The sequence below is a fragment of the Xenorhabdus ehlersii genome, from assembly GCF_003610465.1.
In the GTDB taxonomy this organism is placed as follows: domain Bacteria; phylum Pseudomonadota; class Gammaproteobacteria; order Enterobacterales; family Enterobacteriaceae; genus Xenorhabdus; species Xenorhabdus ehlersii.
In genome coordinates, this window is the sequence record NZ_RAQI01000003.1 from 444,414 (window position 1) to 467,844 (window position 23,431).

At 40.5% G+C, this 23,431-nt stretch carries 22 protein-coding genes and 1 other annotated feature; all 22 genes read left to right on the plus strand.

Annotated features, from left to right (window positions below):
* The first annotated feature begins 56 nt into the window (after nucleotides 1-56).
* The 22 genes from BDE27_RS12510 to lplA all read left to right on the plus strand — a co-directional run bounded on the left by BDE27_RS12510 (nucleotide 57) and on the right by lplA (nucleotide 23,373).
* Complete coding sequence (locus BDE27_RS12510) at nucleotides 57-1,760, plus strand: hypothetical protein (RefSeq protein ID WP_099132825.1); 1,704 nt, start codon at nucleotides 57-59, stop codon at nucleotides 1,758-1,760.
* Nucleotides 1,761-1,817: 57 nt separating this feature from the next.
* Entirely contained in the window at nucleotides 1,818-3,083 is a 1,266-nt protein-coding gene (locus tag BDE27_RS12515) for a hypothetical protein (RefSeq protein ID WP_099132826.1), read from the plus strand.
* 34 nt (nucleotides 3,084-3,117) lie between these two features.
* A complete protein-coding gene (locus tag BDE27_RS12520; protein ID WP_099132827.1) occupies nucleotides 3,118-4,740 on the plus strand; it encodes a hypothetical protein in 1,623 nt (540 codons plus the stop codon).
* A 348-nt stretch (nucleotides 4,741-5,088) separates the two neighbouring features.
* Complete coding sequence (gene thrS, locus BDE27_RS12525) at nucleotides 5,089-7,017, plus strand: threonine--tRNA ligase (protein ID WP_099132828.1); 1,929 nt, start codon at nucleotides 5,089-5,091, stop codon at nucleotides 7,015-7,017.
* A gap of 3 nt (nucleotides 7,018-7,020) precedes the next feature.
* Nucleotides 7,021-7,560 carry a translation initiation factor IF-3 gene (infC, locus tag BDE27_RS12530; protein ID WP_074019479.1) on the plus strand — a complete coding sequence of 180 codons (540 nt, stop codon included), beginning with the start codon at nucleotides 7,021-7,023 and terminating at the stop codon, nucleotides 7,558-7,560.
* Between the two features lie 94 nt (nucleotides 7,561-7,654).
* Nucleotides 7,655-7,852 (plus strand): 50S ribosomal protein L35, encoded by a 198-nt coding sequence (rpmI, locus tag BDE27_RS12535; protein WP_006118955.1) that lies wholly within the window; start codon nucleotides 7,655-7,657, stop codon nucleotides 7,850-7,852.
* Nucleotides 7,853-7,894: 42 nt separating this feature from the next.
* A complete protein-coding gene (rplT, locus tag BDE27_RS12540; RefSeq protein ID WP_010847342.1) occupies nucleotides 7,895-8,251 on the plus strand; it encodes a 50S ribosomal protein L20 in 357 nt (118 codons plus the stop codon).
* A 130-nt stretch (nucleotides 8,252-8,381) separates the two neighbouring features.
* Nucleotides 8,382-8,506, plus strand: a sequence feature (Phe leader region).
* A complete protein-coding gene (gene pheM / locus BDE27_RS20495) occupies nucleotides 8,385-8,432 on the plus strand; it encodes a pheST operon leader peptide PheM (RefSeq protein WP_152669842.1) in 48 nt (15 codons plus the stop codon). (Overlaps the previous feature by 48 nt.)
* An 81-nt stretch (nucleotides 8,507-8,587) precedes the next feature.
* Entirely contained in the window at nucleotides 8,588-9,571 is a 984-nt protein-coding gene (gene pheS / locus BDE27_RS12550) for a phenylalanine--tRNA ligase subunit alpha (protein WP_099132829.1), read from the plus strand.
* Between the two features lie 14 nt (nucleotides 9,572-9,585).
* On the plus strand, nucleotides 9,586-11,973 hold the full coding sequence (pheT, locus tag BDE27_RS12555) for a phenylalanine--tRNA ligase subunit beta (protein WP_099132830.1): 2,388 nt from the start codon (nucleotides 9,586-9,588) through the stop codon (nucleotides 11,971-11,973).
* 4 nt (nucleotides 11,974-11,977) lie between these two features.
* A complete protein-coding gene (ihfA, locus tag BDE27_RS12560; protein ID WP_099132831.1) occupies nucleotides 11,978-12,274 on the plus strand; it encodes an integration host factor subunit alpha in 297 nt (98 codons plus the stop codon).
* Nucleotides 12,275-12,369: 95 nt separating this feature from the next.
* Nucleotides 12,370-13,377 carry a vitamin B12 ABC transporter permease BtuC gene (gene btuC / locus BDE27_RS12565; protein WP_099132887.1) on the plus strand — a complete coding sequence of 336 codons (1,008 nt, stop codon included), beginning with the start codon at nucleotides 12,370-12,372 and terminating at the stop codon, nucleotides 13,375-13,377.
* A complete protein-coding gene (gene btuD / locus BDE27_RS12570) occupies nucleotides 13,374-14,141 on the plus strand; it encodes a vitamin B12 ABC transporter ATP-binding protein BtuD (RefSeq protein ID WP_099132832.1) in 768 nt (255 codons plus the stop codon). Before btuC ends, btuD begins: the two co-directional genes overlap by 4 nt.
* Nucleotides 14,142-14,297: 156 nt before the next feature.
* Nucleotides 14,298-15,443 carry a UDP-4-amino-4-deoxy-L-arabinose aminotransferase gene (gene arnB, locus BDE27_RS12575; protein WP_099132833.1) on the plus strand — a complete coding sequence of 382 codons (1,146 nt, stop codon included), beginning with the start codon at nucleotides 14,298-14,300 and terminating at the stop codon, nucleotides 15,441-15,443.
* Nucleotides 15,444-16,421, plus strand: coding sequence for an undecaprenyl-phosphate 4-deoxy-4-formamido-L-arabinose transferase (gene arnC, locus BDE27_RS12580; RefSeq protein ID WP_099132834.1), 978 nt, complete (start codon nucleotides 15,444-15,446; stop codon nucleotides 16,419-16,421).
* Nucleotides 16,421-18,406 (plus strand): bifunctional UDP-4-amino-4-deoxy-L-arabinose formyltransferase/UDP-glucuronic acid oxidase ArnA, encoded by a 1,986-nt coding sequence (gene arnA, locus BDE27_RS12585; RefSeq protein ID WP_099132835.1) that lies wholly within the window; start codon nucleotides 16,421-16,423, stop codon nucleotides 18,404-18,406. Before arnC ends, arnA begins: the two co-directional genes overlap by 1 nt.
* 41 nt (nucleotides 18,407-18,447) lie before the next feature.
* Nucleotides 18,448-19,341 (plus strand): 4-deoxy-4-formamido-L-arabinose-phosphoundecaprenol deformylase, encoded by an 894-nt coding sequence (gene arnD, locus BDE27_RS12590; RefSeq protein WP_099132836.1) that lies wholly within the window; start codon nucleotides 18,448-18,450, stop codon nucleotides 19,339-19,341.
* A 5-nt stretch (nucleotides 19,342-19,346) separates the two neighbouring features.
* Complete coding sequence (gene arnT, locus BDE27_RS12595) at nucleotides 19,347-21,008, plus strand: lipid IV(A) 4-amino-4-deoxy-L-arabinosyltransferase (RefSeq protein WP_099132837.1); 1,662 nt, start codon at nucleotides 19,347-19,349, stop codon at nucleotides 21,006-21,008.
* The gene (gene arnE, locus BDE27_RS12600; RefSeq protein WP_099132838.1) at nucleotides 21,005-21,355 is read left to right on the plus strand and encodes a 4-amino-4-deoxy-L-arabinose-phosphoundecaprenol flippase subunit ArnE; all 351 of its coding nucleotides are present in this window, start codon (nucleotides 21,005-21,007) and stop codon (nucleotides 21,353-21,355) included. Before arnT ends, arnE begins: the two co-directional genes overlap by 4 nt.
* Nucleotides 21,352-21,738: a 4-amino-4-deoxy-L-arabinose-phosphoundecaprenol flippase subunit ArnF gene (gene arnF, locus BDE27_RS12605; protein WP_099132839.1), complete on the plus strand. Its 387-nt coding sequence runs from the start codon at nucleotides 21,352-21,354 to the stop codon at nucleotides 21,736-21,738. The genes arnE and arnF overlap by 4 nt, the downstream gene beginning before the upstream one ends.
* A 40-nt stretch (nucleotides 21,739-21,778) precedes the next feature.
* Nucleotides 21,779-22,282 (plus strand): C40 family peptidase, encoded by a 504-nt coding sequence (locus BDE27_RS12610; RefSeq protein WP_370588255.1) that lies wholly within the window; start codon nucleotides 21,779-21,781, stop codon nucleotides 22,280-22,282.
* A 74-nt stretch (nucleotides 22,283-22,356) separates the two neighbouring features.
* Nucleotides 22,357-23,373: a lipoate--protein ligase gene (lplA, locus tag BDE27_RS12615; protein ID WP_099132840.1), complete on the plus strand. Its 1,017-nt coding sequence runs from the start codon at nucleotides 22,357-22,359 to the stop codon at nucleotides 23,371-23,373.
* The last annotated feature ends 58 nt before the right edge of the window (nucleotides 23,374-23,431 follow it).

A 23,431-nucleotide genomic window follows, 5' to 3' on the forward strand; every position in this document is an offset into this window, starting at 1 on the left:
CCATTCATATAGATGATGTAGATATTATCTTTATTTAATATATAGGATGGATAATAATGAGTATAATAAATAATACAGAATTAATAGATAATACATGTGCATTTGGTGAACTCTGTGTATCTATACCGAACAGAGCTGATGTTATTATTGGACAAACTTGTTACTTGACCGTATCACTTACTGCTGATTCAAATTTAATTTCTAGTATTGATAGTATTTCAATAGAGGCCGACAAAAATTATCTAACTGTAGAGAATAGGAATAATTGGGCAGTATCAGAAAATAAAAATTTTGGCAGTGCTGTAGTTTTATTGCATATAAATAATAACCTGCCATCAGATACATTAATTAAATATACAGTTCATGCAATGTCAAGTACTGGTTATATTAATGGAATTAAATCATTAGAAATAGAGTATACGACTAAGAAAGTGGATCCGACAAGCTTTATTGCATTAACTGCTAATAATGAATACATTGAACCACCGACAAAAGATAACCCTGTTGGCACTGGTAGTTCATATGTTACATATTCTGGAATATTGTTGGATTATAATAATAATCCACTAAGAAATATACAAGTTTTGGTATCATCCGAACATCCGGGTAAAATTTTTTCTCATGATCAAAGTAAGACACTTGTGAATATAGGTACAGAACCAGAAGATGGAAAACTGTCCCAAAAAATCATGACACACAGCCAGAGTAGTTTTGACTTTTTTGCTATTAATAGTGATACTCATGGAAATATAAAATTTCGCGTTTATCCAGTACGGGATACTTCTGTCAGGATTGACTTTGATACTCAAATATTGAATGTAACTTCTGTTAATTACTCAGCATCTATATATGTTTTTAATGCTATACGTAGTTCATCATTTGGTCCAACTGCCCCAAAAATATCAGGAATACAAAATGGTAAGGTTGAAAAAATACCAGGCGCTAAAGGAATAGAGGTGCATGTATCTTCTTATCCTGGTGGTAAAGATACAGATTCTTTAATATTTTTTATGCAAGGATTTAATCAAAAAGATAAACCAATTCAACTTAAACCTATATATAGGCTTGATAACATAACCAGTCTGGATACAATTCCTTTGTACTTTACATATGACCAGTTACCACTCAATAAACCTATGAAGTTTTATTATTTGGTTGCTCCTGAAAATCAAGAATACAGCTATTCTATGACCGAAATGTTCACATATATTGGTGAACAAAATGACTCATCGAACGAAGATGTCTACGATAAAGTCAAAGTATATACCAGCCGTGCAACACTTCCCATTGATGTATATAGTGAAGAAAATGAAACTTTTGAATGGCATGGCATCATCCTGAGTATGATAAATAGTAATAAAAAACCTGGGAAAAATGCTAAGGGTGTGACAGGGTTATACGTGGTGATTATGGGAACTAATGATCAAAATAATAAAAATCTACCACAACTCGGTAGCAAGGGATATTTGAATGTCTATATCAAAACACCAACATCCAGAAATACTCATAAAAGTTATCAGTTTTCGTTATCTACTGCTGATTCGGGAAAACAAACAGGCCATGTTATAGTTAATATCCCATACTGTGACATTAACCGAGCTGGGCCTTCATTCTCCAAAGGGTTAGGGACACTTTCTTTTGATTACTATATTGAAAATAGTGATGGCTCTAAAACGTATAGCAAAAAATGGACTGCCAAAATTAATACCGTATTACCAAACCAGGCTCATGATAATAATGATGGATGTGATCCTTTATAAAAAAATGTCAACTATTGTATTTTGATATAATAAAAATACTTGAGATAAGGAAACGATATGAAAAATAATCTATCAATCGATGAAAGATCCATATCAATATATTTTGAAAAAGAATTCCTGCAAATATTGGATTATGATAGCACTCCACCTAATGGTGATTGTATTAAGGCAATTGCATTAGTCAGAAATAAAGAAGGAAAACCATTGCCGAATGTTTCCGTTGATATCCTTGAGAAAGAAAATTCTTATTTTGGACTGGTTAGTATTTATCATTCCGATAAAGAAAAACTTGTCGAAATTAAAAACATTTCTTCTGGGCAGAAATATTTTTCTATCACTTCAGATAAAAATGGAGAGTTGATTTTTTATATTTATCCTAAAAAATCAACATCAGTGATATTTCAAGTTGATTCTATGGTATTGGATATAACAGATCGTATATCTTCAAAAAACAAAGTGTATATTGTAGATAACAATAAAGAAGACTTGAATCTTCCTCCACTTGTCATAAGCGAGGATAATAGCAGTTTGTTGGTAGATCCTAATTCGAATGTCTTTAACGTTTTAATCCAAAACTATCCTGGTGCTAAGAGAAATGACACAATACTATTTTTTATTAACAAGCAATATGCGCAAAAATTGTTTTTTGTTCAAGAGGTTAATAAATTAGGCAATGATAGCTATGTGATATTCCCTTATAATATGTTTAAGGTGAATGAACTTGCTAACTTTTCTTATACTGTTGTGGACAAGTTGAGAACAGTACGATCTTCATATCCACAAGGCATAATATATCCTGGAGGAGGGTATAATCAGCCAATTGATAATTTAACAAGAATATATGATAGTTGTATAGTTTACAATAGTTATGGTTATCATGATGATAAAAACATTATTTATGATACAATTCATGAAAAAGATGTAGATAATAAATGTAATAATTCACATCATGAAGCGTTATTCGTTAAGATAATTGGAACAAGTGATTATAAAGATAAAACAAAAGTTCCACTTGGTGCTGAGGTGACATTAAACTTATATGTTAATAATTATCCTAATACCATTTACCAATCTAAAGTAAAGATAATGCCAACTCAACCAGATAGTGATAATAGCAATACAGCAACATTATTGTTTGGTATTCCTTTTAGTTATGTTAGCCATATAGGAAATGGAGATATTTATCTTGATTTTCAAGTTAATTATTATGGAGATATTTCTTACGGCAAGATTTGGCAAGCCAATGTTTATACAGTACGGCCGGGAGGAGAAGTTACCGGGGATGCTTGCCCTGACGGTAAAACTTGGTCTGGTATATGCTAACTTCATCAATAAAGAATTATAAAAGAGGTGAAATATGTTGGAAAGTGATAAAGATCTGATTTTGTCAGATGATGATTTAAATTTATCTGTTAAAAATGGTGCTGACATTATTATTGGTCAAAAATTTTACCTTGACATAGAAATACCAAAAGGAAAAATGCCTCAATCCCTTAATATAGGAGTAAAGGATTCTAAGGGTTTTGAAAGTATAAAGATAATTAAAACAATGAATACCCAACAAGATAGTAAATCATATAATGTGGTTATTTCATGTGCTGTTAAAGGAAGCGATTCAATAACAGCGGGAGAAGAAATACATTTTATACTCACAGGTATTGATAAGGTAATAAAATATTATGCAAGGGATTTGGTTAAAAGTTCAATTCAATTGAAGAAAAATAAAAATATTTGTGCAATACCAAATAACAACGATATAGATGATAATGAGGAACATTATATAAGTTATGATACGACATTATTTGATACTAATGGTCAATTACTGAAAAATACTCCCGTCAATATTTACTCTGAGATTAATGAGGATATAGAAAGAAACATCATAATTACTTCTGAACCTGATGGAGTAGGTCAAAAACACCAAATTATCAAACCAACGAAATATGAGGGTAAAACTCAAATAATTATTAATAGTGATAAGGATGGAAAAGTAAATTTCCGTGTTTATCCAGTTATGGATACACCTGCTATTATGGATTTAATCAGTCAAGTTGAAGGAGTTGCTGAATATCATTCTGGTAGCATATATATGATTTCTGTTGTCCCACCCAGTAATGAGGACTCACTTAATCCACCAGATATCCCTGAACTAGAAGGAGATTCATTAGAAGGCGATGGACGTCAATTTTTTGAAGCAGAGATTGATTCCTATCCTAATGCATCCAGGACAGATAATATTCTATTTTTCAACAAAAAAAAGAAAGATGGTTCTTTTGATCCAGAAGGATTAATATTTCCAGTCCAAAAAATTTCCGATGTTTTGGGGGATATGGATTCAGAAGATTATAATTATACATTTTTGATACGAAGAGATGTTTTCCCATATGGGAAAGACTCAATGCTTTATTATATAATAGCACCAGATTTTGGTAATAGCATGTATTCAGATGTTAGAGATGTTACATATATAGGAGGTGAACTCACCACGCCTAATGATAGTGTCAAAAGAACATATAATATGCCTATGATTTTCTCAAGTTTTGCTGATATAAAGCAAGATGCTAAACTTGAACACTCTGATGAAGAAAAACCAAACCATGAGGATATTACTCAAAGAGATGTATCTAATTATGCTGTAAGTGGGTATCAATTATATGTAAAAATTTTATGTACTAATGATGAAGATGATCTCTCTTATCCTCTCTGGGGTAAAGAAATATATTTAAGAATGTATGTTGAATCAGCGAATCAGAATTTTAATAAGATATTTCCAGTTGTTGCTCCTCATACTCCAGATAAACCAGGAGGAAAATTATCGACGGTCATTGTTAAAATTGATTCACCAGAACTTAATGATGTGAAAGGATATGTGACTGGAGGGGCAGGAAATATCTACTTTGAATATTATATCATTGATTCAGTTACTCATGAAAAAACATATAGTAATTATTGGGAAAATGAAATCATGACAACTGATTAACATCCACAATTATAATTAGGCTGTTTCTATATTAAAAACATTTAGCATAATATATAGATACAGCCTTTTTATTAATTATTGCAGTTTCCAATTTACGTTAAGGAATATATTTACATGGAGGTAGTTTAAATATATTCCCACAGAGCTATTTTAACACCTACTCTGTGTGTTAGTATGTCGGGCGAGTTAGGGCAAATGTACCAGATGCATTTCGAAAATGTGACCTTAAATCTGTACACATCTTGCGGAGTGAAGCAAGGGTTTGTTTCTAACGTATTGATTAATAATAAATTTTGTTTAATACACGTGATCTTTCGTGTGGGTCACCACTGTACATAAGGATTTTAAATGCCTGTAATTACTCTTCCTGACGGTAGTCAACGTCAATTTGAGCATGCTGTTTCCGTAATGGATGTGGCTCGTGATATCGGTGCTGGTTTGGCAAAAGCGTGTATTGCTGGCCGCATTAATGGTGAATTGGTTGATGCTTGTGAATTAATCGAGGCCGATGCCAATCTTGCTATTATCACCAGCAAGAATGAAGAAGGTTTGGAAATTATCCGTCATTCATGTGCACATTTGTTGGGCCATGCAATCAAACAGTTGTGGCCTGATACGAAAATGGCTATCGGTCCTGTTATTGACAATGGTTTCTACTATGACGTTGATTTAGACCGCTCTTTGACGCAGGAAGATATCGAGCTGCTTGAAAAACGTATGCTGGAACTTGCTAAAAAAGACTACGATGTCATCAAGAAAAGGGTTGGCTGGCAGGAAGCGCGTGACACATTTGCGGCTCGTGGTGAAGAGTATAAGATCCAGATTTTGGATGAAAATATTAGTCGTGATGATCGCCCAGGTCTGTATCACCATGAAGAATACGTTGATATGTGCCGTGGGCCGCATGTTCCTAACATGCGTTTCTGTCATCACTTTAAACTGCAAAAAGTTGCAGGGGCATATTGGCGCGGTAACAGTGATAACAAAATGTTGCAGCGTATTTATGGTACTGCATGGGCTGATAAGAAACAGCTTAATGCCTATTTACAGCGTTTGGAAGAAGCTGCAAAACGTGATCACCGTAAGATTGGTAAGCAGCTTGACCTGTATCATATGCAGGAAGAGGCACCAGGCATGGCGTTTTGGCACAATGATGGTTGGACAATTTTCCGTGAATTAGAAACTTTCGTGCGCACAAAGCTCAAAGAGTACCAATACCAGGAAGTAAAAGGCCCATTCATGATGGACCGTATTCTGTGGGAAAAAACAGGGCACTGGGAAAACTATAAAGAAAATATGTTCACAACTTCATCGGAAAACCGCGAATATTGCGTAAAACCGATGAACTGCCCAGGCCATGTTCAGATTTTCAACCAAGGGTTGAAATCTTATCGTGACTTACCGTTGCGTATGGCTGAATTTGGTAGCTGTCATCGTAACGAACCATCTGGCGCTTTACATGGTTTGATGCGTGTACGCGGTTTTACTCAAGATGATGCGCATATTTTCTGTACTGAAGATCAGATCCTTCAAGAAGTCAGTAGCTGTATCAACATGATTTACGATGTGTACGGTACATTTGGCTTTGAGAAGATTGTTGTTAAATTATCAACTCGCCCGGAAAAACGTATTGGTACGGAAAAACAGTGGGATGAAGCAGAAGCGGATCTTGCTGAAGCATTAACCCGAAACGGCATTGAATTTGAATACCAGCCGGGTGAAGGGGCATTTTATGGCCCTAAAATTGAATTTACTCTATATGATTGTTTGGATCGTGCGTGGCAATGTGGTACTGTGCAACTCGATTTTTCACTGCCAGCACGCCTGAGCGCGTCATATGTAGGTGAAAATAACGAACGCAAGGTTCCTGTGATGATTCACCGTGCGGTTCTGGGATCACTGGAACGGTTTATTGGTATCCTGACAGAAGAGTATGCTGGGTTTTTCCCAACATGGTTGGCACCTCAGCAGGTTGTCGTTATGAATATTACTGATGGCCAGTCAGATTATGTACAGGAATTGGTAAAAAAACTTCAAGATGCAGGCATTCGTGCAAAAGCAGACTTGAGAAACGAGAAGATTGGTTTTAAAATCCGTGAACACACTCTGCGTCGTGTGCCTTATATGCTTGTATGTGGTGATAAAGAAGTCGAATCAGGAAAAGTATCTGTTCGTACTCGCCGCGGCAAAGATTTAGGTAGCATTGAGGTCAATGAGTTTACAGATAAACTGCTGACAGAAATACGCAGTCGTAATCTTCACCAATTGGAGGAATAAGGTATTAAAGGCGGAAAAAGAATTCAACCGGCGCGTCCAAATCGCATTAATGAAGAGATTCGCGCCTCTGAAGTTCGTTTAACTGGATTAGATGGCGAACAGATTGGTATTGTCAGTCTGAGAGAAGCTCTCGAAAAAGCTGAGGAAGCTGGTGTTGATTTAGTTGAAATCAGCCCAAATGCCGAACCGCCGGTTTGTCGTATTATGGATTACGGCAAGTTCCTCTATGAAAAGAGTAAGTCAGTCAAAGAACAGAAAAAGAAGCAAAAGGTTATTCAGGTTAAGGAAATTAAATTCCGTCCTGGTACAGATGAAGGCGACTATCAGGTCAAACTACGCAACCTGATTCGTTTTCTGGAAGATGGCGATAAAGCCAAAATCACCCTGCGTTTCCGTGGGCGTGAAATGGCACACCAGCAGATTGGTATTGAGATGCTTAACCGTATCCGTGACGATCTGAGTGAACTGGCAGTGGTCGAATCTTTCCCAACGAAGGTTGAAGGCCGCCAGATGATCATGGTGCTCGCTCCTAAGAAGAAATAGTCAGGCAAACAAGTAATGGACTCCAGTGAATTCTGGCTGGAGTCTATTCGCCTTACTAGTTCGTTGTAATTAACAATGCGAAGTGGAAATTAAAATGCCAAAGATTAAAACAGTACGCGGCGCAGCTAAACGCTTCAAAAAAACCGCAAGCGGCGGTTTCAAGCGTAAGCACGCTAACCTTCGTCACATTCTGACTAAAAAATCAACTAAGCGTAAACGTCATTTACGTCCAAAAGGCATGGTCTCCAAAGGTGATCTGGGCCTGGTTGTTGCTTGTCTGCCATACGCATAAGCAATTTTTTAGATTAGAACTCAGAGACGATAGGAGAAGTATATGGCTCGCGTAAAACGTGGTGTTATTGCCCGTGCACGTCACAAAAAAATTCTGAAACAAGCGAAAGGTTACTACGGTGCTCGTTCGCGCGTTTACCGTGTTGCTTTCCAGGCTGTTATCAAAGCTGGTCAGTACGCTTACCGTGACCGCCGTCAGCGTAAACGTCAATTCCGTCAATTGTGGATTGCACGTATCAACGCTGCTGCACGTCAGAACGGCATGTCTTACAGCCGTTTCATCAATGGCTTGAAAAAGGCTTCGATTGAAATCGACCGTAAGATCCTGGCTGACATCGCTGTATTCGACAAAGTAGCATTCGCTGCTCTGGTTGAAAAAGCGAAGGGCGCTCTGGCATAAGTCAGGTTAAAAGAGGGAGCTTGCTCCCTCTTTTACTTTTTTCCAAAAGATTAGATAATATCTGCGATCAGATAGTATTGTGATTCAGATTGCGATTGGTGAATGCAAGAAGGGTACAGGAGAAAGAACGCAAATGATAAAGTTAGCCTTTTTTCGTTTCTTTTTTTACTTTAGCACCTGAGATCAGGGGGCTTCGCGCGTAAGAAAAGAAACGAAAAATAGCGCTTGAGCCTCCAGTGTGGAGGCTTTTTTATTTTTATGGCCTCATTAGTCGATATCATGAGGACATAGTCGATAACAACTAAAGGGCCATCAGGCCAAAGGAAGAGGAAAACGATGTCACATCTTACTGAGCTGGTTGCAAAGGCAAAAACAGCCGTGGAAGAAGCCCAGGATGTTGCCGCGTTGGATTTGGTGCGAGTTGAATACCTGGGAAAAAAAGGCCATTTAACCCTCCAGATGTCATCGCTGCGTGACTTACCAGCCGAGGAACGTCCAGCGGCAGGGGCTGTTATTAATCAGGCGAAACAAGAAGTTCAAGAAGCTTTGAATGCGCGTAAGGCAAAGCTGGAAGCTGACATTCTGAATGCGCGTTTGTCAGCAGAAAAAATTGATGTTTCATTGCCTGGTCGTCGTATGGAAAATGGTGGCTGGCACCCTGTTACCCGCACGATTGAACGTATTGAAACTTTCTTTGGTGAGTTGGGCTTTTCTGTTGAATCAGGTCCGGAAATCGAAGATGACTATCATAACTTTGATGCTCTGAACATTCCTGCACACCATCCTGCGCGTGCTGATCACGATACTTTCTGGTTTGATGCGACGCGTTTGCTGCGTACCCAGACTTCTGGGGTACAGATCCGTACTATGAAAGAGCGTCAGCCCCCAATCCGTATTATTGCGCCAGGACGTGTATACCGTAATGATTACGATCAGACACATACCCCAATGTTCCATCAGGTAGAAGGGCTGATCGTTGATAAAAATATCAGCTTTACCAACCTGAAAGGTACACTGCATGACTTTTTGAATAACTTCTTTGAAGAAGATATGCAGATACGTTTCCGTCCTTCTTATTTTCCATTTACAGAACCTTCCGCAGAAGTTGATGTGATGGGCAAAAATGGGAAATGGTTAGAAGTTTTGGGTTGCGGTATGGTGCATCCTAACGTGTTACGCAATGTTGGTATTGATCCTGAAATCTATTCTGGTTTTGCTTTTGGCATGGGAATGGAGCGTCTGACCATGCTGCGTTATGGTGTTACAGATTTGCGTGCATTCTTCGAAAATGATTTACGTTTCCTCAAACAATTTAAATAAGGCGGGTATATCTCATGAAATTCAGTGAACTCTGGTTACGCGAGTGGGCAAACCCAGCCATTAATAGTGAAGCATTGTCTGATCAAATCACCATGGCTGGTTTGGAAGTTGATGGTGTCGAAAAAGTGGCAGGTCAATTCCACGGTGTATTTGTTGGTGAAGTTGTTGAATGTGGACAGCATCCAAATGCAGATAAGTTACGTGTCACAAAAGTTAATGTCGGCGGCGAACGCCTGTTGGATATTGTCTGTGGTGCACCTAATTGCCGTCAAGGGCTACGTGTCGCTGTTGCTACAGTCGGTGCTGTGCTGCCAGGTGATTTCAAAATTAAGCCAGCGAAATTGCGTGGTGAGCCGTCAGAAGGCATGCTGTGTTCATTTGCTGAACTAGGTATTGCTGACGATCAGGATGGCATTATTGAACTGCCAGCAGATGCTCCGATTGGTGTTGATCTGCGTGATTACATGAAATTGGACGATAATGCGATTGAAATCAGTATTACACCAAACCGTGCTGATTGCCTGAGCATCATGGGGGTTGCCCGTGACGTTGCGGTTATCAATAAATTGTCCATGACAGAGCCGAAAATCGAAGCGGTTAAACCAACTACAGATGCAACATTCCCTATTCGTGTTGATGCTCCTGAAGCTTGTCCGCGCTATTTGGGGCGTGTGATCAAGAATGTGAACGTCAAGGCAATCACCCCATTGTGGATGCGCGAAAAACTGCGTCGTGGTGGTGTTCGTTCCATTGATCCGGTTGTTGATATTACCAACTATGTTTTGCTCGAATTGGGTCAACCATTACACGCATTCGATTTGGAACGTTTGAATGGTTCAATTATTGTTCGTTTGGCTGAGCAAGGTGAAAAACTCACTCTGCTAGATGGTAATGAAGCCGAACTTTCTGCTGAAACACTCATTATTTCTGATGAAAAACAACCGGTTGCCATGGCAGGGATTTTCGGCGGGGAATATTCTGGTGTTAATGCAGAAACGCAGCATATCATGCTAGAATGTGCATTCTTTGCACCACTGGCAATTACTGGTCGTGCTCGCCGTTATGGTTTGCACACCGATGCTTCTCACCGTTTTGAACGTGGTGTTGATCCACATCTTCAGCATAAAGCGATGGAATATGCCACTCAATTGTTGATCGACATTTGTGGGGGAGAAGCAGGCGAACTCGTTGATGTTACCAGCGAATCTCACTTACCAAAACCAGCAACGATTACGCTTAATCGCAATAAACTGGATCGCTTGATTGGTCATCATATTGCTGATGAACAAGTAACAGATATCCTGATGCGTTTAGGTTGTCAGGTCACTGTCCAGAATGATAGCTGGCAAGCTGTTGCGCCTAGCTGGCGTTTTGATATGCAAATCGAGGAAGATCTTGTTGAAGAGGTCGCCCGTATTTACGGTTATAACAACATCCCTGACGTACCTGTGCGTGCAGATCTGATTATGACTTCACATCGTGAAGCTGATTTGCCACTGAAACGGGTTAAAACCATGTTGGTGGACAGAGGTTATCAAGAAGCGATTACTTACAGCTTCGTTGATCCTAAGGTTCAGAAATATCTTCACCCGCAGGAAGAAGCGTTAATTTTGCCTAATCCAATTTCGGCGGATATGTCTGCAATGCGTTTGTCCTTGTTGACAGGATTATTGACTACTGTCGCCTATAACCAGAACCGTCAGCAAAACCGTGTCCGTTTATTCGAAACAGGGTTGCGTTTTGTGCCGGATGAAAATGCGGAGCATGGAATTCGTCAGGAATTAATGCTTGGTGGCGTTATTGCAGGAAACCGTTTCGAAGAGCATTGGTCGATTGAAAAACAAGCAGTTGATTTCTTTGATTTGAAGGGTGATTTAGAATCTGTTTTAGAACTGACAGGTAAACTGTCTAACATTTCCTTTAAAGCAGAAGAACATCCTGCTTTACATCCTGGACAAAGCGCTGGGATTTATCTGGAAAATAATTACATTGGTTATATCGGTGTTGTTCATCCAGAACTGGAGCGTAAACTTGACTTAAACGGCCGTACCGTGGTATTCGAGTTATTATGGACTGGTCTGGTAGACCGCGCGATCCCTGAGATGAAGGAAGTTTCTCGCTTCCCATCTAACCGCCGCGATATCGCCATCGTTGTGCCTGCAAACGTAGCCGCAGAAGATGTTCTGGCTGAATGTAAGAAAGTTGGCGTAAATCATATAGTTGGCATAAACTTATTTGACGTGTATTGTGGTAAAGGTGTCGCGGAAGGCTACAAGAGCCTTGCTATTAGCTTAATCTTGCAGGATACCATGCGTACACTGGAAGAAGAAGAAATTGCTGCGACCGTCAACAAATGCGTTGCTGCACTAGAACAGCGATTCCAAGCATCCTTGAGGGACTGAACTTATGGCGCTTACTAAAGCTGAAATGTCAGAAAATCTGTTTGAGAAACTGGATATTAGCAAGCGTGACGCTAAAGATCTGGTAGAAATGTTCTTTGAAGAAGTTCGTCGTTCTTTGGAGAATGGGGAGCAAGTGAAATTATCTGGATTTGGCAACTTTGATTTGCGAGATAAAAATCAACGTCCAGGCCGTAATCCAAAAACAGGTGAAGATATTCCGATTACGGCTCGCCGTGTTGTCACTTTTCGCCCTGGTCAAAAATTGAAAAACAGAGTGGAAAAAGCGTTACCCAAAGAATAAATACATAAAAAGGCCGCATCTTGCGGTCTTTTTCTTATCTTCTCTTTCCATTGCACTCAATGGAAAGAGCGCTTATTTTCTAAATGGCCTCACACATGCGTTCTGTTTATGAGTTGATTACCTATCAGAGAAAACGTAACCATCGAGTGATGGCGGCTTTGTCTGTTTTATTCGTTATTCTGTTTATTTTGTCATTATGTGCCGGTGAAATCTGGTTTTGGCCTGATCAATGGTTATCGGAGCCTGCCCAGTTGTTTATTTGGCAGTTGAGATTGCCCAGGGCGATTGCCGTTATGGTGGTTGGTGCGAGCTTAGCCCTGTCAGGAGCAATTATGCAGGCTCTGTTCGAAAACCCGTTGGCGGAGCCTGGATTACTTGGGATCAGTAATGGTGCTGGTGTTGTAGTGGTATGTTTAATACTTATCTTTCATGGCATTGCGCCATTGTGGTTATTAAGTATTGGAGCGGTATTTGGGGCATTTTTCATGACCGCTATTTTGCTGGGGTTTTCCAGAAAACATCAAGTGACCAATACCCGCCTGTTATTGATTGGCGTTGCTTTCGGGGTGATCTTTGGCGCCTTGATGACATGGATGGTCTATTTCAGTACCAGTTTAGATCTCCGGCAATTGATGTATTGGATGATGGGAAGTTTCAGTGGCGTTGATTGGCGTCAAAAATGGCTGATTGTTGCATTGCTTCCCGCCATCTTATGGTTAAGCAGCAAAGGTAACATTTTGAATTACCTTTCTCTTGGGGAGTTACAGGCTCGGCAACTGGGTGTGTCTCACCATAAATGGCGTAATGTATTTGTATCGGTAATCGGGTTATTAGTTGGTTTGAGTGTTGCCCTTGCGGGAGCAATCAGTTTTATCGGTTTGGTTATTCCCCATATCTTGAGATTGATTGGTTTGACTGATCATAAGGCATTACTTCCGGCCAGTGCATTGGCGGGAGGCAGTGGTTTACTGCTGGCAGATTTAGTTTCCCGTCTGTCATTATCTCACGCAGAAGTGCCGATAGGCGTTGTCACCGTAACTTTAGGCTCCCCCATTTTTATATGCCTGTTAATGCAAGATAAGGAGATGAGGGGAACAACATGATCGGTCAGCCGATTTTGGAGCTGGATAATGTTACTGTTAACAACAGATTGAGTTCATTGTCTGGGGCTGTTGCAGCAGGAAAACAAATTCATCTGGTAGGACTAAATGGCTCAGGAAAGAGCACACTACTTTCAGTGATCGCAGGAGTTTTATCCTATAGCGGCACTATTTGTTTGCATGGCCGAAACTTGCAGGATTACCGCCAACATGAGTTGGCAAAGCACCGGGCCTGGTTCTCTCAATCTTCTTCTGTTCCTATCATGCCGGTTTTTCAGTATTTAGATATGTTCCGCCCTGAATGTGCACCCCTGGCACAAAGTGAACATGTGTTGTATGAACTTTGCCAGCAAATGAAACTCCTGCCATTGCTTTCTTCATCGATTGGTCAACTTTCCGGCGGGGAGTGGCAGCGTGTCAGATTGGCGGGCACGTTTTTTCAGATATGGCCGGATCTGAATCCTGATGGGAGTTTACTCTTACTTGATGAGCCGACAAATAATCTTGATATCACTCAACAAGCCATTTTAGATAAGTTAACAAAAAGATTTTGTGCATTGGGGGGAACGGTATTATTGAGTAGCCATGATCTTAATCACACATATGAACAAGCGACAGAAGTATGGCTGCTCTCGCATGGAAAATTGTTAGCATCAGGCATACCACAGAATGTAATGACAGAACGAAATTTATCAGAAATTTTTGAGGTAAATATTGGACATATCAGAAATGCCAGCTATAAATTATGGAGGGTCAGCCACGTGTAATTCCTGTAAGTGAAGTCCACCATAATCATTGTTTGCTATCTGTTTTTGGTGCTTGGTTGACCACAATTTGTTTTTCGTTGATGTTTCGTTAAAAAATCATCATCTAGAATCGATTAATTATAAAACAATTTGGGATAGACAAGGCACAAGGCGGTTATGGATAGTTTTTTGCCATTTTCTCGTCCTGCAATTGGCAGCGAAGAGATAGAAGCGATAGAGAAAGTTTTACACTCAGGTTGGATTACTACAGGGCCACAAAACCATCAGTTAGAGCAAGATTTTTCTCTCATGTTTGGATGCAAACATGCTATTGCTCTATGTTCCGCGACTGCGGGAATGCATTTGGCTTTGTTGGCTCTAGGCATAGGCCCAGGTGATGAAGTCATTACTCCTTCCCAAACTTGGGTTTCTACTATCAATATGATTTGTTTGTTGGGTGCTGAGCCTGTCATGGTGGATGTTGACCGTGATACATTGATGGTCAGCGCAGAAACAATCAAAAAAGCGATCACTCCCAAAACCAAAGCAATTATTCCCGTCCATTATGCAGGAGCGCCTTGTGACCTTGACGCTCTGCGCGCTATAGCTCAAAAAGCTAAAATTCCCCTGATTGAAGATGCAGCCCATGCTGTCGGCACCCGTTATAAAAATGAATGGGTCGGAGAGCAGGGTACTGCAATCTTTTCTTTTCACGCGATTAAAAACATGACCTGCGCCGAAGGTGGCATGTTCGTTACAGATGATGATGAACTTGCCCAACGGATCCGTTGTTTAAAATTTCATGGCTTAGCGGTGGATGCTTTTGATAGACAAATTCAGGGCAGGAAACCTCAAGCGGAAGTAATTGAGCCGGGTTTTAAATACAACCTATCGGATATTCATGCGGCGATGGCAGTTGTGCAACTAGGCAAACTGGCATCGATGAATGCACGTCGTCGGCAATTGGTGGCTCGCTATTCTGCTGCTCTTATTAATTCACCGTTGCAAATGCTGAGAGCTCCCGAATATGCGCATTTGCATTCCCATCATCTTTTCATGGTACGAGTTGACAAAAGTATCTGTGGTATTGACCGCGATACTTTTATGGCTCGACTAAAGAATAGAAATATTGGCACGGGTTTACATTTCAGAGCCGCGCATACACAAAAATATTATCGTGAGCGTTATCCACAACTCTCCCTGCCTGTATCTGAGTGGAATTCGTCAACACTTTGTTCATTACCTCTTTTTCCAGATATGAGCAATGACGATGTAGATCGTGTCGTGAATGTGATAACTGAAATTCTTTCGGAGCATAAGTAAGTGACATTTGAGAAGATCAAAAAAGTTTCAGTCGTTATTCCTGTTTACAACGAGGAAGAAAGTTTACCCCAGTTACTGGAAAGAACTCTTACAGCGTGCCAAAAATTAAAACAGAAATACGAATTAATCTTGGTCGATGATGGCAGCTATGATAGTTCTGCCGAGATCTTAACTCAGGCGGCTGAATCTCCAGAAAATCATGTGATTGCGATTTTGCTTAACCGTAATTACGGGCAACATTCAGCAATTATGGCCGGTTTCCATCAAGCTGACGGTGATCTGGTTATTACACTTGATGCTGATTTGCAAAATCCGCCAGAAGAAATTCCTCGTTTAGTTAAAACGGCGGAAGAGGGATATGACGTTGTGGGTACACGTCGTATCCATCGGCAGGATTCTTGGTTCCGTAAAATCGCTTCTAAAATAATCAATGCAATGATAACCAAGGCGACGGGGCGTTCAATGGGGGATTATGGTTGCATGTTGCGCGCCTATCGACGTCACATTATACACGCGATGCTTCAATGTCATGAACGCAGTACATTTATTCCCATCCTTGCCAATACCTTTGCACGCAGAACAATAGAAATTGACGTAGCCCATGCAGAGCGTGAGTTTGGGGATTCTAAGTACAGTTTTATGAAACTGATCAATTTGATGTATGACCTTCTGACGTGCTTAACAACTGCACCATTGCGGTTACTAAGTGTCGCGGGAAGTATCATTGCCATAACAGGTTTCTTGTTGGCGGTGTTATTGATTGTTCTACGCCTTATATTTGGCTCAATGTGGGCTGCTGAAGGGGTGTTTACCCTGTTTGCTATTCTTTTCATGTTCATTGGAGCACAGTTCGTTGCCATGGGACTATTGGGTGAATACATTGGTCGAATATATAACGATGTTCGTGCTCGCCCGCGCTATTTTATTCAAAAAGTGGTCGGAGTTAAGAAGACTAACGACAATCAGGAAGAAAGCTAATGAAAGCAGTTATTTTTGCCTATCACGATATTGGTTGTGTCGGACTTAATGCATTAGTCAAAGCTGGTTTTGAAGTTCAGGCTGTATTCACTCACACTGATGATCCAAATGAAAATCACTTTTTCTCTTCTGTTGCACGTATCGGCGCTGATTTGGGTTTACCCGTGTTTGCGCCAGAAAATGTGAATCACCCGCTTTGGGTTGAACGCATTCGTGAGATGAAACCAGATGTTATTTTCTCTTTTTACTATCGCAACATGCTTGGCCAAGAAATTCTGTCACTGGCTGAAAAAGGCTCATTTAACCTTCATGGCTCCTTGTTGCCGAAATATCGTGGCCGTGCTCCAGTTAACTGGGCAGTACTCCATGGAGAAACCGAAACCGGTGTAACATTACATAAAATGCTGGAGAAGCCGGATGCGGGAGATATTATCGCGCAACAGGTTGTACAGATTGATGAAAATGATACTTCGCTGATAATACATGGAAAAATACGCGAAGCGACAGTTGAATTATTGGATCGCATTCTGCCTCAAATAAAATCAGGTCATTATCCATCAATTCCACAGGATGAAAGCCAGGCAACTTATTTTGGCCGCCGCACCGCTGAAGATGGTGAAATAGTATGGAATAAGTCTGCCAAAGAGATTAATAACTTAGTTAGGGCAGTGACAGAACCATACCCAGGGGCATTTACTTTTCTCGGTGAACGTAAGATTACGATTTGGCGTTCACGGCCACTTAATCAGTCCCACGGAAAACGCCCGGGAATCGTACTCTCGACTGATCCATTTGTGATTGCTTGTGGTGATGGTGCGCTGGAAATTATTAGCGGCCAAGGGGAGTCAGGGCTTTATGTTCAAGGTAATCGATTAGCTCTTGAGATGGGCATTGTCGCAGGGGTTCATGTTGGTCCTAAAGCAACAGCCCAAGTCAGTCGTCGTAAGCGTGTTCTTATTTTGGGCGTCAATGGATTCATTGGTAACCATCTGACTGAACGATTGTTGAGTGATGGCAATTATGACATTTACGGGATGGATATTGGTTCTTCTGCGATTGAACGATTTATTGGTAATCCTCGCTTTCACTTTATTGAAGGTGATATCAGCATTCATACTGAATGGATTGAATATCACATCAAAAAATGTGATGTCATTCTGCCATTGGTGGCAATTGCAACTCCGATTGAATATACCCGTAATCCTTTGCGAGTCTTTGAACTGGATTTTGAAGAGAACCTTAAAATTGTTCGTTATTGTGTTAAATACAATAAACGGATTATTTTCCCATCAACATCCGAAGTTTATGGTATGTGTGATGATAAAGAATTTGATGAAGATACTTCGCGTCTGATTGTTGGACCTATTAATAAACAGCGTTGGATCTATTCAGTTTCAAAACAATTACTTGATCGAGTTATTTGGGCATATGGTACACAAGAGGGCTTGAAATTTACCTTATTTCGTCCATTTAACTGGATGGGGCCAAGGCTGGATAACCTAAATTCAGCGCGTATTGGTAGTTCAAGGGCCATTACCCAATTGATTTTGAACCTGGTGGAAGGTTCTCCAATTAAACTGGTGGATGGAGGAGAGCAAAAACGTTGTTTTACGGATATCCATGATGGTATTGAAGCATTGTTCAGGATCATCGAAAACCGGGATGGGCTATGCGATAGCCAAATAATCAACATCGGTAATCCAACAAATGAAGCGAGCATTCGCCAACTGGCCGAAATGTTATTAGATAGCTTTGAGCAACATGAGTTGCGAGGGCACTTTCCCCCATTTGCTGGATTCAAGAAGATCGAAAGCAGCAGTTATTATGGGCAAGGCTATCAGGATGTTGCACACCGTAAACCCAGTATTAAAAATGCAGAGTGTCTGTTAGGTTGGAAACCCACTATTGATATGAAGCAAACCATTGATGAAACATTGGATTTCTTTCTGCGTGGAGCAGTTGAAGAATCTAAAGGGAAAAACTAAAAAGCTAATTGGAAAACGAGGAAGAGAGTGGGAATAACGTAATGAAAAAAGTTGGTTTGAGAATTGATGTGGACACTTATCAAGGCACTAAGGAAGGTGTACCACGGTTGCTTGAAGTTTTACACAAGCACCATATTCAAGCCAGCTTTTTTTTCAGTGTTGGTCCGGACAATATGGGGCGTCATTTATGGCGCCTGTTGCGTCCGAAGTTTCTCTGGAAGATGCTGAGATCAAATGCGGTGTCTCTTTATGGCCTGGATATTTTATTGGCTGGTACAGCCTGGCCGGGAAAAAAAATCGCAAAAGATTTAGGGCATTTGATGAAGCAAACAATGGATGCAGGCCATGAAGTGGGTTTACATGCATGGGATCATCAAGGTTGGCAGGCAAAAGTAGGGTGTTGGTCGGAGAAGGAATTAACAGAACAAGTGAAGTTAGGTGTTGATGCTTTGGAAAAGGCAACAGGAAAAGCCGTTACATGCTCAGCCGTTGCGGGTTGGCGAGCTGATGAGCGTGTGCTGGCGGTTAAACAACATTTTGGTTTTGATTACAACAGTGATTGCCGCGGAACACATCCATTCAGGCCACTCTTGCCCGATGGACAAGTGGGAACTGTACAAATTCCTGTCACATTACCTACCTATGATGAAGTTGTTGGAACACAAGTCAGCGATGCAGATTTTAATCACTTTATCCTTGAAGCGATTAAAAATGATCATGGGGTTTCTGTTTATACGATCCATACCGAAGTCGAAGGTATGGCGAAATCTTCACAATTTGAGACATTGCTGGACATGCTTCATCAACAAGATATTCAGTTCTGTAAATTAAGCCATTTTTTACCAGAAAATAGGGATACGCTCCCTGTTGGGAAAATTGTTCGTTCGGATTTTCCTGGTCGTGAAGGCTGGTTAGGTTGCCAACAAGAGGTATAACACAGATGTTGAACACCCGAACGAGTAAAGCAGGAGCCGTTCTGATGGCTCTTTTTTTTGTTCTTACTTACTTATTGCCTCTGGATAGTCGTTTATTATGGCAGCCGGATGAAACTCGGTATGCTGAAATTAGCCGGGAAATGCTGCAACGTGGGGATTGGATCGTACCTTACTTCTTGGACATTCGCTATTTTGAAAAACCAGTAGCAGGATATTGGATCAACAACATTAGCCAGTGGATTTTTGGTGACAATAATTTTGCTGTCCGTTTTGGTTCCGTGCTTAGTATCCTAATCAGCGTACTTCTTCTTTATCGTTTAGCAATGATGATGTGGCAATGCCGCCAGACTGCTTTCGTTTCCAGCCTGATCTACATTTCCATGTTTATTGTTTTTTCCATTGGAACCTACAGTGTCCTTGATCCTATGTTTTCTTTATGGATTACAGCGGGGATCGTGAGCTGTTATTGGGCGCTTAAGGCGGTGGCGATCCGAGAACGAATTTTGGCATGGTCTGTTCTGGGGCTGACCTGTGGGATGGCTTTTATGACAAAAGGATTTCTGGCATTGGCGTTACCCGTGATTGCCATGCTACCCATTACGATATACCAGAAACGCTTTTGGGAAATGGTTCGTTTTGGGCCTCTTGCCGTGATTTTTGCTATTTTGATCAGCCTACCGTGGGTGATTGCAATTGCTACGCGTGAGCCGGATTACTGGCATTATTTCTTTTGGGTAGAGCATATACAGCGTTTTGCTTCTGAGAAAGCTCAGCATATTGCACCTATTTGGTATTATTTACCCATATTGATCTTAGGCGTGATCCCGTGGTTAGGATTACTACCAGGTGCTTTAATCAAAAGCTGGAAAGAGAAAAAAAGTCACCCAGAAATGTTTTTCTTGTTTTGCTGGTTTGTTGTTCCATTTGTATTTTTCAGCATCGCAAAAGGAAAACTGCCAACTTACGTTTTACCCTTTATCGGCCCCTTAGCAATGATGATGGCAAAGTATGGTGTTGATTGTGTCAAAAATGGCAACATGAACGTATTGAAAATAAACGGATTGGTGAATGTCTTCATTGGATTGCTTGCCATTTTGGTACTTTTTATTCTGGAAACCTTAAAAGATCCCCCACTTTATCAACCCGACGAATGGCTAAAATGGATTGTGGGAATTATTTCCTTTGGGGTTTGGGGTGGGATTGGTTATTTTTGTTTTATTCGCGAGGGTAAATATTGGCTATGGGCTGCCACTTGTTCAATTATGCTCAACTTATCTATAGGTAGTGCTTTGCCCGATAAGACGATAAATTCGAAACTTCCCCAGCATTTCATTCAGCAAAACGAAAAAGAGTTGGCTGACAGTAAATATATCTTGTCTCAATCTGTTGGAGTGGGGGCAGCGATTGCGTGGGAATTGAAACGCAGTGATATTTATCTGTTTGATCGTCCTGGGGAGTTAGAATATGGCCTTGCTTACCCTGATAGCCAATATCGATATATCACGGAGCAAGAATTTCCTGCGTGGCTAGCGAAAGCACGTAAAAAAGGTCAAGTCGCTATTGTTTTTCTATTACCCTCAGAAGGTGAATTGTCTGAATTACCGGAACCGGATTTTGTGCGTCGTAATCATAGATTCGTGCTTATGATTTATAAGAAACAGCCATGAGCAGCAATATAATATTATTGATTTTGGTTATCTTGCTTACTTGTGCGGGGCAATTATGCCAGAAGCAGGCAGTTATTTGTTGGCAGAAAAAAGATACCCCGCATAAAGTGGTATTGATGGTGATATGGCTATCCAGTGCTATTCTTCTGTTGAGTATAGGAATGATATTTTGGTTACGATTATTGCAATTTTTTCCACTGAGCATTGCTTACCCTATGCTTAGTATAAATTTTGTCATAGTGACTTTGATTGGGCAATTTTTGTATCAGGAAAAGGTGGGGTTAAAGCACTGGATGGGGGTTTTTGCCATTATGTTCGGGATCTTATTGATGAGCTTGAGTCAATGAAAGGTTATCTTTGGGGGATGGCGAGTGTCTTGTTGATCACTGTAGCACAATTGTTATTGAAGTGGGGAGTTGCTCATCTGCCGGAACTTTCGTTATCAATGCATTGGCTGGATATCAACTGGCTTTGGGCAAATCACAATTCTTTGCTGATGATTGTGGCAGGATTGGCGGGATATATAATATCCATGTTATGTTGGTTTTTCACATTGAAATATCTGCCATTGAATAAAGCGTACCCTATTATTAGCTTGAGTTATGCCTTTGTTTATTTAATGGTGGCTTTATTACCTTGGTTTAGTGAAACTATCTCACTGTTAAAAACGTTGGGCGTTTTTTTCATCTTATTGGGCGTTTGGTTAATCAGTAGACTGGAAACAAAATAGTTAAAGTTTGTCGTTTCTATGTGGTGATTGAGGAAAAATGATGATTGAGGGAAATCGGATAGTAATAAGAATAAGGCATTTATGCTTGTTATTGAGTTTTTTTCTTATTGGTTGCACCAACCCTGTTTCCAAGCCTAATTCGTTTCCGCTGAAGACCGCTCTCTCTGATCCGATAATGGTCATTGCTCAGTTAAAAGATCAACTTGAGCAATGGCAGAATACGCCGTATCGCTATGGTGGCATGGATAGGCATGGTATTGACTGTTCTGGCTTTGTGTACCGGACTTTTTCTGATCGTTTTAATATCCAGCTTCCCCGGACAACAAGTGAACAAACCCAAATAGGCACACGGATAAGCCAAGATGATCTGATGCCTGGTGATCTGGTTTTTTTCAAAACCGGCAGTGGAAAAAGTGGGTTGCATGTAGGTATTTACGATACTAACAATGCGTTTATTCATGCATCCACAAGTAAAGGCGTAATACGTTCTTCTCTTGATAATGTGTATTGGCGTCGTGTTTTTTGGCAAGCTCGTAGGATTTAACATCACTTCTATCTCGTTGTTCCGGCAGTGCTTTATGATATCTTAAAGCACTATTATTTTTGCTGGAGTCACAAATGTCCTCATTACGTCTATTGTTTTCAGATTCTCATGATCCCTGGTTTAACCTTGCTGTTGAAGAATGTATTTTTCGACAAATGCCTCCAAATCAGCGCGTTTTGTTTTTATGGCGTAATGCCGATACTGTTGTGGTGGGACGGGCGCAGAATCCATGGAAAGAGTGTAACACTCGAAAAATGGAACAAGATGGAATCAAACTGGCTCGGCGTAGCAGTGGAGGTGGCGCGGTTTTTCATGATATGGGTAATACCTGTTTTACTTTTATGGCAGGTAAACCAGAATATAACAAAATGGTTTCCACACAAATCATCCTGGAAGGTTTGAAAAAAGCAGGAATTCATGCAACCGCTTCTGGTCGCAATGATTTGGTTCTATCTTCCCCGGAAGGGGAACGTAAAATTTCTGGCTCCGCATATAAGGAAACAAAAGACAGAGGTTTTCATCACGGAACGTTGTTGATTAATACAGACCTAAATCGGCTTGCTGATTATCTTAATCCGGATCCTAAAAAGTTACAGACGAAGGGTATCACTTCAGTTCGTTCCAGGGTTATGAATTTGGCTGAGTTATTGCCTGATATCACGCATGAAAGAGTTTGTCAGGGGATTATTGATGCATTTTTTGCATATTTCGGTGAGACAGTCAAAACGGAAGTGATTTCCCCTCAGGTTTTGCCTGATTTACCCGGTTTTAGTGATATTTTTGCTAAACAAAGTAGTTGGGAATGGAATTTTGGTCAGGCTCCTGCATTTAGCCATGTATTGGATACTCGATTCCGTTGGGGAGGAATTGAATTACATGTTGATGTTGAACATGGTGTGATTAGCCGTTGTCAAGTGTTCACTGACAGTTTGGAACCCGCTCCGCTTGAATTATTGTCTGAAAAATTGATTGGAGTACTGTATCAACCAAAAGCGGTTGGGCAAGTGATCCTGCAAATTAGTGAGCAATATTCCCCTCTGGACAGCGAATTGCAGCAATTATACCACTGGTTGGTTAATGAACTGAAGTAATTGAATAACGTTCGATAAAATGTAAAAAATGGCCAACGACAAGGAAACTGACCATAAA

Excerpts from the sequence above, each read along its gene's own strand:
- BDE27_RS12510 (WP_099132825.1), top strand. The coding sequence starts at position 57 with ATGAGTATAATAAATAATACAGAATTAATAGATAATACATGTGCATTT.
- BDE27_RS12515 (WP_099132826.1), top strand. The coding sequence starts at position 1,818 with ATGAAAAATAATCTATCAATCGATGAAAGATCCATATCAATATATTTT.
- BDE27_RS12520 (WP_099132827.1), top strand. The coding sequence starts at position 3,118 with ATGTTGGAAAGTGATAAAGATCTGATTTTGTCAGATGATGATTTAAAT.
- thrS (WP_099132828.1), top strand. The coding sequence starts at position 5,089 with ATGCCTGTAATTACTCTTCCTGACGGTAGTCAACGTCAATTTGAGCAT.
- rpmI (WP_006118955.1), top strand. The coding sequence starts at position 7,655 with ATGCCAAAGATTAAAACAGTACGCGGCGCAGCTAAACGCTTCAAAAAA.
- rplT (WP_010847342.1), top strand. The coding sequence starts at position 7,895 with ATGGCTCGCGTAAAACGTGGTGTTATTGCCCGTGCACGTCACAAAAAA.
- pheS (WP_099132829.1), top strand. The coding sequence starts at position 8,588 with ATGTCACATCTTACTGAGCTGGTTGCAAAGGCAAAAACAGCCGTGGAA.
- pheT (WP_099132830.1), top strand. The coding sequence starts at position 9,586 with ATGAAATTCAGTGAACTCTGGTTACGCGAGTGGGCAAACCCAGCCATT.
- ihfA (WP_099132831.1), top strand. The coding sequence starts at position 11,978 with ATGGCGCTTACTAAAGCTGAAATGTCAGAAAATCTGTTTGAGAAACTG.
- btuC (WP_099132887.1), top strand. The coding sequence starts at position 12,370 with ATGCGTTCTGTTTATGAGTTGATTACCTATCAGAGAAAACGTAACCAT.
- btuD (WP_099132832.1), top strand. The coding sequence starts at position 13,374 with ATGATCGGTCAGCCGATTTTGGAGCTGGATAATGTTACTGTTAACAAC.
- arnB (WP_099132833.1), top strand. The coding sequence starts at position 14,298 with ATGGATAGTTTTTTGCCATTTTCTCGTCCTGCAATTGGCAGCGAAGAG.
- arnA (WP_099132835.1), top strand. The coding sequence starts at position 16,421 with ATGAAAGCAGTTATTTTTGCCTATCACGATATTGGTTGTGTCGGACTT.
- arnD (WP_099132836.1), top strand. The coding sequence starts at position 18,448 with ATGAAAAAAGTTGGTTTGAGAATTGATGTGGACACTTATCAAGGCACT.
- arnT (WP_099132837.1), top strand. The coding sequence starts at position 19,347 with ATGTTGAACACCCGAACGAGTAAAGCAGGAGCCGTTCTGATGGCTCTT.
- arnE (WP_099132838.1), top strand. The coding sequence starts at position 21,005 with ATGAGCAGCAATATAATATTATTGATTTTGGTTATCTTGCTTACTTGT.
- arnF (WP_099132839.1), top strand. The coding sequence starts at position 21,352 with ATGAAAGGTTATCTTTGGGGGATGGCGAGTGTCTTGTTGATCACTGTA.
- BDE27_RS12610 (WP_370588255.1), top strand. The coding sequence starts at position 21,779 with ATGATTGAGGGAAATCGGATAGTAATAAGAATAAGGCATTTATGCTTG.
- lplA (WP_099132840.1), top strand. The coding sequence starts at position 22,357 with ATGTCCTCATTACGTCTATTGTTTTCAGATTCTCATGATCCCTGGTTT.